The 12,267-nt window shown below is 43.4% G+C and carries 10 protein-coding genes and 1 pseudogene; 3 read left to right on the top strand and 8 right to left on the bottom strand.

Features of this window, described 5'->3' with window-relative positions; genetic code table 11:
- Positions 1 to 1,085: 1,085 nt before the first annotated feature.
- The 8 genes and pseudogenes from LU279_RS09715 to LU279_RS09680 all read right to left on the bottom strand — a co-directional run.
- Positions 1,086 to 1,217, bottom strand: a pseudogene (locus tag LU279_RS09715) (DUF4825 domain-containing protein); the annotation flags it as partial.
- A gap of 60 nt (positions 1,218 to 1,277) precedes the next feature.
- Positions 1,278 to 1,694 carry a YjdF family protein gene (locus tag LU279_RS09710; RefSeq protein WP_055215974.1) on the bottom strand — a complete coding sequence of 139 codons (417 nt, stop codon included), beginning with the start codon at positions 1,692 to 1,694 and terminating at the stop codon, positions 1,278 to 1,280.
- 273 nt (positions 1,695 to 1,967) lie between these two features.
- Complete coding sequence (locus tag LU279_RS09705; protein ID WP_015560107.1) at positions 1,968 to 2,822, bottom strand: hypothetical protein; 855 nt, start codon at positions 2,820 to 2,822, stop codon at positions 1,968 to 1,970.
- Positions 2,823 to 2,846: 24 nt separating this feature from the next.
- On the bottom strand, positions 2,847 to 2,999 hold the full coding sequence (locus LU279_RS09700; RefSeq protein ID WP_015560106.1) for a hypothetical protein: 153 nt from the start codon (positions 2,997 to 2,999) through the stop codon (positions 2,847 to 2,849).
- 211 nt (positions 3,000 to 3,210) lie between these two features.
- On the bottom strand, positions 3,211 to 3,582 hold the full coding sequence (locus LU279_RS09695) for a TnpV protein (protein ID WP_168932955.1): 372 nt from the start codon (positions 3,580 to 3,582) through the stop codon (positions 3,211 to 3,213).
- Positions 3,583 to 3,613: 31 nt separating this feature from the next.
- Positions 3,614 to 5,272 carry a 23S rRNA (uracil(1939)-C(5))-methyltransferase RlmD gene (rlmD, locus tag LU279_RS09690; protein WP_274422337.1) on the bottom strand — a complete coding sequence of 553 codons (1,659 nt, stop codon included), beginning with the start codon at positions 5,270 to 5,272 and terminating at the stop codon, positions 3,614 to 3,616.
- 5 nt (positions 5,273 to 5,277) lie between these two features.
- Positions 5,278 to 6,225: a 3'-5' exoribonuclease YhaM family protein gene (locus LU279_RS09685; protein WP_274422336.1), complete on the bottom strand. Its 948-nt coding sequence runs from the start codon at positions 6,223 to 6,225 to the stop codon at positions 5,278 to 5,280.
- Positions 6,226 to 6,241: 16 nt separating this feature from the next.
- Entirely contained in the window at positions 6,242 to 7,507 is a 1,266-nt protein-coding gene (locus tag LU279_RS09680; protein ID WP_274422335.1) for a S1C family serine protease, read from the bottom strand.
- A gap of 243 nt (positions 7,508 to 7,750) precedes the next feature.
- Between LU279_RS09680 and LU279_RS09675 the strand changes: the two genes are divergently transcribed.
- From LU279_RS09675 to LU279_RS09665, 3 genes are read left to right on the top strand one after another with little or no spacing between them, the layout of a single operon-like run.
- Positions 7,751 to 10,129 carry an endonuclease MutS2 gene (locus LU279_RS09675; RefSeq protein ID WP_274422334.1) on the top strand — a complete coding sequence of 793 codons (2,379 nt, stop codon included), beginning with the start codon at positions 7,751 to 7,753 and terminating at the stop codon, positions 10,127 to 10,129.
- Between the two features lie 18 nt (positions 10,130 to 10,147).
- Entirely contained in the window at positions 10,148 to 10,849 is a 702-nt protein-coding gene (locus LU279_RS09670; RefSeq protein ID WP_274422333.1) for a response regulator transcription factor, read from the top strand.
- The gene (locus LU279_RS09665) at positions 10,846 to 12,258 is read left to right on the top strand and encodes a HAMP domain-containing sensor histidine kinase (RefSeq protein WP_274422332.1); all 1,413 of its coding nucleotides are present in this window, start codon (positions 10,846 to 10,848) and stop codon (positions 12,256 to 12,258) included. Before LU279_RS09670 ends, LU279_RS09665 begins: the two co-directional genes overlap by 4 nt.
- Positions 12,259 to 12,267: the final 9 nt, after the last annotated feature.

Below are 12,267 nucleotides of genomic sequence, written 5' to 3'. Positions count from 1 at the left end.
TTTATTTGTTTTTCAAAGTTTCGTTTTTCGGAACAACGAAAAACTCCACAATGTAAAACAGGGCCTTGCCCTAACAATAAAAAGCAGGCGTTGTCCCACAGAGAGGGCAGACGCCTGCATAACAACAAAGCACGAAAAAACACCACGATACAGTTCAAAGACTGCTCGTGTCAAACCTACGTGTTCCTTTGCATACGCACGCAAAAAAAGCCCACCATCATGTGGAAAGGTACTTCTACTTTTTATTGCTTATTAGCGTACACAAATTAACACACGTAAGCCTCCTTCCAATCTCAAACTGTCGCACAGTATAACACACATCCGATAGACTTGTCAACCATTTTTAACCTTGTTTTCCATCTTGTTTTTCCATCTCTTACGGGCAGTAGCAAAGCCAGGCGAGCCAGTCAACGGTCAAGATGAACGGCGCTTTCAGCGCCGCCGTTGACAGTCTCGCCCGTCTTTGCTAATGGGTAATCAAGGCGGGAAAGCCATTTTAGGGCTTTCCCGCCCATTTCAATTTTGGGAGAAGAAAGGCCCCAAAATGAACGAGTGCGGCCAAACACTTTTAGGGATTGGCCACCTTGTCCACCCATCCAGCGGGGCGGCGGGGAACGGTCAAGGCCGGGCGTCAGCCCATTCATTTCAGCCTTGACGGTTTCCTGCCGTCCTGCTACTTTTCCCGGAGTGTGGCCACACATCTGGTCACGGTGTCCAGAGCTTTGGGACTTTTTGTCCCATAGGCCGGGGGCGGAGGACGAGGGACGGGGGCTTTCATAATACGCCCTGTCTGCTGCTGAAATCAGCCCTTTGTTTCCGGCTTACCAGCCCCAAACAAAGCCCTGCTTTCCTGCCGCGTCAAATGCCCTTGCCCTCCCCGGCGGCAACGGTATTTTCAGGGCAACGCCGACAGAGCGTATAACACACTACACTTTGCTCCGCAAAGTCGTGTGCCAAATGGGGCGCTGCCCCCTTTGGAAACCCCCGCAACAAACAGGTGCTATGCACCCAGCCGGGAGCATAGCGCCGTTTGTTGTCAGCAGCCCGTTTCACGGTCTGCGTGTAGTTCCTTGTAAACTGACCTAAGAATCTCCTACATAATCTGTCTTATACTGCGATAAATCAGGAATTTCGTACAGTTTTTCTTTTTTTCCGCACGCCGAAATCAACATGATTGATACAGCAACTAACATAATTGCAAGTACTTTTTTCTTCATAGAAACACCCCCGAAAGCTTTATTCAACAATTTACGATTTGAGTAAAAGCCCAAGGAACTTTAATGTCCCTTATGCTTTTCTCTTTTCTTTCGCTGTTTCAGTTCAAACATTCGCTGCTCTTCTGCCTCTTTTCTCTTGCGGCTTTTCTCTTTACGTTCCTGCTTGTTCTGTTCCTGTTGTAATTTCAACGCCTGTTGCGATTTTGTACCAATGCCTATTTCCAGCATCTGCTTCTTTGCTTCCCGCTGCATCCGTTTCGGATTTCTTTTGATATCCTTTACAACAGTTTCAACAACCGGACTGAATTTCAAACTGAAATAGCACTTTTGAATATATTCCTGTACTTCATAATCTTTTGGCTCTGCACCAAATGTTACCTTTGCCACAGATAGTTTACCATCTTCGATGCGTTCAAAGATTCCCACCCAAAACGGCTCTTCAAAAAATACTGTCAGCTTTCCATTTACTTTGTCCATAAGAATCCCTCCTAAAAATGATTGAACAAAGAATGGACAACCCGGAGGGGCAGGTTACTTACCCTATTTATATAGGACGGCCGGGCTACCTACCGGCTCTGGTACATCAAAGATGTACGTTGCGTTTTTATCTTTGCTTTTATAATCAAGCCATATGGCACGATTAACTTAATTCTGAAACTTCTAAGTTACTTTTTATGCTAAGTAGCGAAACCATCACCTTTTGAGAAAAGGTTTATACTCCACTTAGGGAGATATCATTTAACTCACCATTTAAAAATCAATATCGGTATACTTATTTTTCAACTTGTAAAATGCTATTATTACGCTTGTATAATATTGCATCATCCAATCATACCATATTTCTTTGCTATAATCGTTCTTTTGATCTGCACGATTATGGCGAATATTATAACCATTAACTATACCAAAAATCAACTTATCATGTTCATTTTTAGGAACTTCATACTCAGCATTTAAAGTATCTTTTACTTCTTCACGTTCACTTTCCAAAATATCGGCAAGAATATTAATAGCTTTCTTTTTCTGTTCCAAATTGGCATCAAAACGATAATACATTTCTGTGGCTGTTGCTAATTGCTCATATACTGAATCGGGTAAATCAGAACCGTCATATTCTAACTGTTCACGCAACGCACCGTTAGGTATTTGCATTATAAATCCATTTGTCGGTTCAAGATAATATCCCTCTTTATATGCACGTAAGATATTATTAATTTGTTCAGCAAATTCTTCCTTTTGTGCTTCATTTTCAAACTGATCTGTTTCATAGTTATAAACACCAATATGGTCGTATAAAATCTCAATCACTGAAAACAATGTCTGCTCATCATATTCTTCAAGATATTGCCAAATTGGCCAAACCTCTTTATCCTGTAAGCATGTTGCAAAATACACTTCCGGTGATGGCAACAAACTTGGTGGTAAAATCTGCTCCGAATCCTGCGTATAAGGAATTTGCCTCCACACCCCTCTTGTAGCCACTTCAAAATACTCTTTATCACAAAAATATTTATATACCTGTCCGAAATACTGTAATAACTCATCAAAATCTATCTGTAGTTGCTTTGTAAGTAAACCATGTCTTTCTGCGTAATATTTTTTCATATTTTTCTGTTCTCCTTATGTCAACTAAAAATTGCCTTGTTCATTTTTAATACTATTTTCCATTAATCTAATCAAATCATCAATGAATGCATTACAGATTTCCCCAAAGTCATAAGCCTTATATTCGCAGGCAAATTGATTTGCAATTACATTTCTTAATTCATCAACTTTCCTCATTTCTGTCTGTTCAATCTAATAGTATTATTTTACCATATCACTTGTTTTTTTACCATCTTTAAAAGAGCAATAGCAAAAAAGCTGATCAAGAATCATAACCTTCCAATATTTTCTCGCTCTGCATCTGTTCCATGTAAATAGATTGCTTTCCGACACGTGAAAAAATTGTTTGTAGAAACGGTAAAAAGCTCCCGAAGGAGCTTTCCACACTTTAAATATAGACCAATTCTTTTAACACAATCTCTTCTGCCATATTACGAATACCATTTACCGCTCTGACCCATTCCATCTGATCACAAGCTTTCAATTCTTCCGTAATGCCCTGCCTCTCCATCATCTGACGCATCAGAATATCCATTCTCTCCTGTGCTTCATCGTCCACAGTATTCAGATGTTCTGTCAGTCTGTCTTCCAACATATACAGTGAATACATTGCCGGACGATGCTCTTTCAGATATGTTTTTCGCATTATTCCATATTTCCCATAATGCGGTTCTTCATCTGTACTGACAAGATTCGGATAGTAAATTCCGTCTGCGCCAAGTGTGTAGGTTCCACCCATTTTTTCAAATGTGCTTTTCATGTGTTATTCCTCCTTGAAATCAGCGATGTCCTTAGATCATCGCATAATATTTCAGGGCAGCCTTGATAGCATCTTCTTTCTCTTTCGGGCATTGTGGAACTCTTGCATTTTCTGATTTTGGAAGATTATAGTTCTCTCCCACTTCAATTCCACATTTGCGTTTTACCTGAGAAATATATAAATTTGAAACCTTCAAGCCAAATTCTTTCAGCACATAATCTTTGATTTCCTGATAGGTTGCTTTCAACTCGGCACTGGTGGCATCCAACTCATCCAGGTCTAAGTCGATCTCTATCGTGTCATCTGGCTTCTGTTGGGACAAAAGAACTACCGTCTCCACATGTACCGTCATCGGGAACATATCCACCGGGCACACCTTCTTCACCTGGTACCCTCTCTCGCACAGGTACTTCAGATCCCTTGCCAGGGTGGCGGAATCGCAGCTTACATACACGACTCTGTCCGGCTGCATTTCTACGATCGTATCAAGCAACACTTCATCGCAGCCTTTTCTGGGAGGATCTACAACAATCACATCGGCCCGGGCGTTTTCTCCCGGATGGTGTGCGGCATAATCTGCATAGTAATCCGGAAGGACTTCTTCTGCCTTTCCCACAAAAAATTCTGCATTCCGGATTCCATTCAGTCGAGCATTGCGGCGGGCATCTTCAATGGCCGCAGGCACAATTTCCACACCGCGAACAAATTTTGCCTTCTGCGCAAGAAAAAGTGAGATGGTTCCAATGCCGCAGTAAAGATCCCACACAGTCTCCTCTCCGTGAAGGTCTGCATACTCCAGAGCCTTGGAATACAGCTTCCATGTCTGCTGAGGATTCACCTGATAAAAAGACAGCGGAGAAATCTGGTAGGAAATATCTCCGATTTTATCTGTAATATATTCCTGTCCCCAGAGAACCTGGATTTTTTCTCCCAGGATCACATTATTACGGTTTTTATTGATATTCAGTGTAATGCTGACCATACCCGGAATTTCTCTCAGAGATTCCACCAGCTCCTGCTGATATGGAAGCTTACTGCCGTTGGCAACAATACAGACCATGATTTCTCCTGTATGATAGCCGCAGCGAGTAAAAACGTGACGGATCAGACCTTTCCCCGTAGCCTCATCATAAGAAGAAATACCATAGGTTTCCATATAGCCGATCACACGATCCAGAATCTCTTTGTTCTGGGGAACTCCAAGGGCGCAGTCTCTGTTTTCAATGATGCTGTGTGTACGTCCTGCATAAAAACCGGTGACAATTTTGCCATCCCTGTTCCGCCCTACCGGAAACTGTGCTTTATTGCGGTAATGGAACGGCTCTTCCATACCAAGGACAGGCTCCATGGGAAGGTCCGTAAAACCGCCGATCCGTTCCAGATGTCCACGAACCTTAGCCGCTTTAAATTCCAGCTGCTTTTCATAAGAAAGCGCCTGAAGCTGACAGCCGCCGCACTGACGGGCAGAGGGACATACCGGTTCCACACGGTCTGGAGAAGGGGTCAGGATTTCCATAAGCCTTCCATATCCGTAGTTCTTTTTTGCTTTCATGATCTTGGCTGTAACTCTGTCTCCAATGACTGCGTCCTTTACAAAAACAGTGAAGCCATCAGCTTTGCCGATGCCTTCACCATTTGTACCGCAATCCACAATATCTAACGTAACTATATCATTTTTACGATATTCCATGAGGATTACACTTCTCCTGTTCTTCTTAAATTTGATTCAAAAAATCTATTGTATCCAATCCAGTCTTTTTTGCCTTTATCTGCCGCAAAAATCTCAGTCAGTGTCTCCATTCTGGCATCTGTATTGTCCGCCAGGTTAAGAGCAACCGCCTCTACAAGGGCAGGTTTTTTGGGAGAACCATACTCCAGTTCCCCGTGATGAGCCAGAATACAGTGAATCAGTTCATTTTCCAACACTTCCGGAAAATCCGGAATTTCTTTTGCCAGATCATGAATCATCTGGGAACCAATGATGATATGTCCCAGAAGCTGGCCTTCATCTGTATAATCATTCTGTGGAAACGCAGAAAGCTCTTTTGTTTTTCCAATATCATGTAAAAGGGCTGCTGTGATCAGAAGATCTCTTTTCAGAAGAGGATAAGCACCTGCCATATAATCGCAGAGCCTTGCCACACTTAACGTATGCTCCATAAGACCTCCGATAAATCCATGATGGACTGTTTTGGCCGCAGAATGACCCTGAAAAGCTTTTATAAACTCCTGATCTTCCACAAACAGCTTCCTGAGGATAGTATTCAGGTAAGAGTTTTTTACGGTGCCAATCATGTCGCAAAGCTGGCGATACATATCGTCTGTACTATTTTCACTGACCGGAAGATAATCTGCCGGATCATATTCTCCCTCTCCGGCTTTTCGCACACGTTTGATATTTACCTGCATGGCCCCTGCAAAGCTTGTGACATCTCCTACAACATCTATGTAATCCAGCGAGTCAAATTCATCAATTCCCAGGGAATTAGGATCCCAGATCTTTCCGTCCAGCGTTCCTGTCTTATCCTGTAAAATAACGCTGTCATATGGTTTCCCGTTCTTGGTCACTGCTGACTGTTTCTGTTTGCACAGATAAATTCCGCTGATTCTGTCGCCTTCGTGTAATTCATTAATAAAACGCATTTCTTTTTCTGCCTCTCTATTTTTGTTTTATCAGTACTTCAAGTTCCACATCCACATACTGTCCTGACGGATTTTTGCGGTACACAGTAAGTTCTGCCTGCTGCCCCGGCTTCATATTCTGAAGCAGCTCGCTGTATTCCCGCATTGTGGTTATTTCCCTGCCATTCATCTTATGAAGAATGTCGCCGCTCTGGACACCTGCAGCCATAGCCGGAGAATTGCTTTCCACCCGGTCAATATAAACTCCTCCGGGAATGCCTCTGCTTTCAGACTGCATCTGAGAAATTGTGCTTCCGATCAGTCCCACATAACAGATGGATTTTCCATTGGAAAGTTTTTCCATAAGAACCCCCAGCTGTGCCACGGACACTGCGCGGATCACCGTACTTTCTTCATCCTCATGGGAAAGAATAATACCTATCATCTTTCCATCCATATCCAGAAGGACACCGCCTCCGTCATTTCCGGCAGCCATATCTGTTGTGATCAGCGTATATTCTGCATCCGGAATGGTAAGTTTCCCTGAAACAGAAGTGATATTTCCATAAATAAGAGAATTGGTATCTCCATTTGGACTTCCGATGGCAATCACCGGCTCTGTCTGCTGCTGGCTGGATTCGGAAGATAACGTAACTGCCGTGATCTCATCTCTGTACTCTTCCTCTATATTCCTTACCGGAACCCTGACAACCACCAGGTTGGTACGAGGATCTGCGCCGCACAAAGTTCCCTCTGCCATCACTCCGTTTGAAAACGTAATCTTAAACTTTTCTGCTTTATCCAGTTCATCCGATGTTGTTAGTATGTAGAAAGCATCCTTGTTTTTCAGAAAAACAATTCCCTCTTCATCCCCATAAGTAAGAAGAGAATCATCCAGAAGATCTTCGGTATCCGTAAGTCCTGTCACATGGACCAACGCCTTTCGGGGCTCCTCTGCAATATCTCTGATGGTGCTGTATATTTTTTTCAGATGTTCTGCCGATTCCCCGTCTTCTGTTTCTGTCTGCTGTACAGTTTCCGCAGTCTGTGATTCTTTTTTCTGTACAGAATCTGACTGGGCCGGAGGCGACAGCTGGACCATTTCCGGTTTTTTTGCTTCTTTTTCAAGCTGCCTGAAAATATCAGGCATAAAAGTCATAACTGTTACAACTGCACAGATCCCGAATACAATTCCACAGACAGCAGCCATTGCCAGTCTGCGTAACACTGTCTTTTTATCTATGGGTCGTTCTTTTATTGTTTCTTTTATAAATGGATAGTCCTGATCCTTTTTATCAACCATAACTATTCTCCCATAAACCAGATAATTTAAGTGTATTTTAGCAAAAATTTATGAACTTTTTATTAACAAAAACATACTTTTTCCTTTTCATTATGAAATAAATCATGTATGATAAGTTTATCAGAATAATTTTATTTCCGATTCTGTGTTTCATCTGGAAAAAAACATCAGAATCTGATATGATAAAAGACTAAATACTATCAGAATTTACAGGAGATGCTGCTTCTGGCAGCGACAAATATTATGAATCAAAAAGCATTAACATCACTTGAATATCCAAAAATCATAGAAAAGCTTACAGAAAAGGCTTCTTCTCCTATGGGAAAAGAGCTGTGCCGGAAACTTCTGCCTTCTACTGATATAAATAAGATCCGTCTCATGCAGACTCAGACAAAAGATGCTCTGACCCGTCTGTTTCAGAAAGGTTCTGTTTCTTTTGGAAGTGTAAAGGATATCCGCGGCTCACTGAAACGACTGGAAATAGGAAGTTCTCTGAGCATTATGGAAATTCTTTCTGTCTGCTCTCTTCTGGAAAACACCTCCAGGGTAAAGGCATATTCCAGAGGTGACCGAAGCGACCTTCCTTCTGATTCTCTTGACAGTATGTTTGAACAGCTGTCCCCTCTGACACCTTTGTCGGCAGAGATCAGAAGATGCATCCTCTCAGAGGATGAGATCAGTGATGACGCAAGCTCTGCGCTGCGCCAGATACGAAGGAATATGAAAATAACCAATGACCGGATCCATACACAGCTTTCCGGACTGGTAAACGGAAGCGCCCGCACTTACCTTCAGGATTCCGTGATCACTATGAGGAACGGCCGTTACTGTATTCCGGTCAAAGCGGAATACAAAGGACAGGTTCCAGGTATGATCCACGATCAGTCTTCCACCGGCTCCACCCTTTTTATTGAGCCTATGGCTGTGGTAAAACTGAATAATGACATGCGTGAGCTTGAGCTTCAGGAACAAAAAGAAATTGAAGTCATTCTTGCAGGCTTAAGTGAACAGATTGCAGAAGAACGTAAAACCATTTCTCTGAACCTGGAGCTGATGGTACAGCTCGACTTTATTTTTGCCAGAGCCGGTCTTGCCATGGATATGAACGGAAGTGAACCTGTTTTTAATGAGGAGGGCCGCGTGCTTTTGAAAAAAGCCCGTCATCCCCTGATTCCCAAAAAGAAAGTAGTTCCTATTGATATCCGTCTGGGAGATGATTTTGACCTTCTTATTATCACAGGTCCCAACACCGGCGGAAAAACAGTTTCTCTGAAAACCGTTGGTTTGCTTACGCTTATGGGCCAGGCAGGACTTCACATTCCCGCTCTTGACCGCAGTGAGCTGGCTCTTTTTCATGAAATTTATGCAGATATCGGAGATGAACAGAGCATCGAACAGTCTCTGAGTACATTCTCCTCTCATATGACCAATATTGTATCCTTTCTGGAAAAGGCAGATTCCCGTTCTCTGGTTCTCTTTGACGAGCTGGGCGCAGGAACGGATCCTACAGAAGGCGCAGCGCTTGCCATTTCCATTCTTTCCTACCTGCATGAAAGAGGTGTGCGCACCATGGCGACTACGCATTACAGCGAGCTTAAAGTATACGCTCTTTCTACTCCGGGCGTGGAAAATGCCTGCTGTGAATTCAGTGTGGAAACCCTGCGTCCTACCTACCGCCTTCTGATCGGTATTCCCGGAAAAAGTAACGCTTTTGCCATTTCTTCCAAGCTTGGACTTTCCGATCAGATTATTGAAAGAGCAAAGGAACAGATCAGCGAGCAGGACGAATCCTTTGAGGATGTCCTTTCTTCTCTGGAAGAAAACCGTGTTACCATCGAAAACGAAAAACTGGAGATCGCACGTTACAAAGAGGAGATCAAAACCCTCAAAGCACAGCTGGAATCCCGCCAGGAAAAACTGGACGCACAGCGTGACCGTATTCTCCGTCAGGCAAATGAAGAGGCTCACAAAGTTCTTGAGGATGCAAAAGAATACGCAGACCAGACCATGAAGCTGTTCCATAAATTCCAGAAAAATAATGTGGATACGGCTGCCGTGGAAAAAGAGCGCCAGGAGCTCCGCAAACGGATGAACAAAGCGGAAAAAAATATGTCCGACAAGCAGGAAACAAAAAAGCCGAAGAAGCAGCTTACTGCCAAGGATATCCATCCGGGAGATTCTGTTAAGGTCCTCAGTATGAATCTGAAAGGAACTGTGGGAAGCCGTCCGGATTCCAAAGGTTTCCTCTTTGTGCAGATGGGAATTATCCGTTCCAAAGTACATCTCTCTGATCTGGAACTTGTAGATGAGCCGGTAATCACCACGCCTTCTCTTCAGAAAACAGGCGCCGGAAAGATCCGTATGTCAAAATCTGCCAGCGTTTCCACAGAAATCAATCTTCTTGGACGCACCGTAGATGAAGCCATTGCCGAACTTGACAAATACCTGGATGATGCCTATATTGCTCACCTGAAAAGTGTCCGTGTGGTCCACGGAAAGGGAACAGGAGCCCTGAGAAAGGGAATCCACGACTATCTGCGCCGCCAGAAGCATGTTTCCTCTTTCCGTCTCGGCGAATTCGGAGAAGGTGACGCAGGCGTGACTATTGTAGATTTTAAATAACAGAGGGAGGGTTGTCTAATGACATCCAAACAGAAAATTCTTATCGTCGATGATGATAATAACATTGCAGAACTGATTTCTCTGTATCTTACCAAAGAATGTTTTGAAACAAAAATCGTAAATGACGGAGAACAGGCTCTGAGGGAATTCGACTCTTTTCACCCGGATCTTATTCTTCTTGATCTGATGCTGCCCGGAATTGACGGCTATCAGGTATGCAGAGAACTCCGTCATACCTCGGATGTTCCCATTATCATGCTCTCTGCAAAGGGCGAAACCTTTGACAAAGTTCTTGGACTTGAGCTGGGAGCAGATGATTATATCATCAAACCCTTTGATGCAAAAGAACTGGTGGCTCGTGTCCGGGCTGTTCTCCGCCGCTTTAAGGTCAGACAGCCGTCTGCTGCTTCCGGCGGAAAATCAGTATCCTATCCCGACCTTACCATCAATCTTACCAACTACTCTGTCACCTATATGGGAAAACAGGTAGACATGCCCCCAAAGGAGCTGGAGCTGCTTTATTTTCTTGCATCTTCTCCCAACCAGGTTTTTACAAGAGAACAGCTTCTTGACCACATCTGGGGCTATGAATATATCGGAGATACAAGAACTGTGGATGTCCACATTAAAAGACTCCGTGAAAAAATCAAAGATCATCCCGGCTGGAGCATCGCAACGGTCTGGGGTATCGGCTACAAATTTGAGGTAAAAAGCAGATGAAAAAAAAACTGTCCCGGAAATTCATGGCAGTCTATCTTCTTGTAGGTCTCCTGGGTTTTCTGCTGGTCACACTGTTAGGCTCCCATATGATCGAATCTATGCTGGAAAAAGATATCAGTGCAGATCTCTATCAGAGTGCCTGCCGCATCTCAGAAAATGAAGATATCCGGTACAATATTTCCGCTTCCAGCCTTGACAGCATCCGCGAAAAACTTACCATGGTTGCCGACTATCCCAATACCATTATCTGGATCATCAATGACAGAGGCGAAGTTGTTCTGAGTACCCGAAAGGATATTGCACCGGAAGACCCGATTCCTCTTAAAAATTTTGATCCATCCATCTGGGGAAGCACCTATTATCAGGTTGGGTATTTTTACGGATATTTTGAAGACGATGCACGTCTCAGTGTAATCACTCCTATTACGGACAACATGACTACAAAAGGCTATGTTGCCATCCATTACATGATGAGCAGCCTTTACCAGCAGCGGGGCAGATATCTTTTTGTGCTTCAGTTTCTTTTCCTGCTTGTCTATATACTGATGTCTCTGATCCTGATCGTGTTCCGTCAGCATGTATACAAACCGCTTTCAGAGATCAAAAAAGGAGTTACCGAGTATGCCGGAGGCAACCTTACCTATAAAATCCCTGCGTATACAGATGATGAACTTGGATATCTGGCCAATAACCTAAACTACATGGCAGATAAAATGAACCGGAACGGAGAATATCAGAGACAGTTTATTTCCAATATCTCCCATGACTTCCGCTCGCCTCTGACCTCCATTAAAGGTTATGTGGAAGCAATGATGGACGGAACCATCCCCGTGGAAATGCAGGACAAATACCTGAAGATCATTGCCTATGAGGCTGACCGTCTGGAAAAACTTACAAAAGGACTTCTCACCCTGAATGAACTGGATATCCACAAACGTCTCCTGAACATTCAGACCTTTGATATCAATGACGCCATAAAAAAGGCAGCCGCCACTTACGAGGGCGACTGCACCAGACATCATATTCTCCTTGAACTGATCCTTTCCGGAAAAGAACTGTATGCCAGGGCAGATGTGGAACAGATCCAGCAGGTACTTCATAATCTGCTGAACAACGCTATCAAGTTCAGCCCGGATCATTCAACCATCATTATAGAAACAACCGAAAAAAATGAAAAAATTTTTGTTTCTGTCAAGGATCATGGAATCGGCATCCCAAAAGAAAGCCTTTCCAAAATCTGGGAACGCTTTTATAAAACCGATATTTCCAGAGGAAAAGATCAAAAAGGAACCGGTCTGGGACTGTCTATTGTCAAAGAGATCATTCATGCCCACGATCAGCACATTAATGTGATCAGTACAGAAGGCATTGGAACAGAATTTATTTTTACTCTGGAAAAAGCACGATAGGAATTATTT

The organism is Blautia sp. XA-2221, assembly GCF_028767025.1.
Taxonomy (GTDB): domain Bacteria; phylum Bacillota; class Clostridia; order Lachnospirales; family Lachnospiraceae; genus Blautia_A.
This window is presented reverse-complemented; position numbering and strand designations above follow the sequence as displayed.

Coding starts and splice junctions, on each gene's coding strand:
- LU279_RS09670 (WP_274422333.1), top strand. CDS start 10,148: ATGACATCCAAACAGAAAATTCTTATCGTCGATGATGATAATAACATT.
- LU279_RS09705 (WP_015560107.1), bottom strand. CDS start 2,822: ATGAAAAAATATTACGCAGAAAGACATGGTTTACTTACAAAGCAACTA.
- LU279_RS09700 (WP_015560106.1), bottom strand. CDS start 2,999: ATGAGGAAAGTTGATGAATTAAGAAATGTAATTGCAAATCAATTTGCC.
- LU279_RS09695 (WP_168932955.1), bottom strand. CDS start 3,582: ATGAAAAGCACATTTGAAAAAATGGGTGGAACCTACACACTTGGCGCA.
- LU279_RS09680 (WP_274422335.1), bottom strand. CDS start 7,507: ATGGTTGATAAAAAGGATCAGGACTATCCATTTATAAAAGAAACAATA.
- rlmD (WP_274422337.1), bottom strand. CDS start 5,272: ATGGAATATCGTAAAAATGATATAGTTACGTTAGATATTGTGGATTGC.
- LU279_RS09665 (WP_274422332.1), top strand. CDS start 10,846: ATGAAAAAAAAACTGTCCCGGAAATTCATGGCAGTCTATCTTCTTGTA.
- LU279_RS09685 (WP_274422336.1), bottom strand. CDS start 6,225: ATGCGTTTTATTAATGAATTACACGAAGGCGACAGAATCAGCGGAATT.
- LU279_RS09675 (WP_274422334.1), top strand. CDS start 7,751: ATGAATCAAAAAGCATTAACATCACTTGAATATCCAAAAATCATAGAA.
- LU279_RS09710 (WP_055215974.1), bottom strand. CDS start 1,694: ATGGACAAAGTAAATGGAAAGCTGACAGTATTTTTTGAAGAGCCGTTT.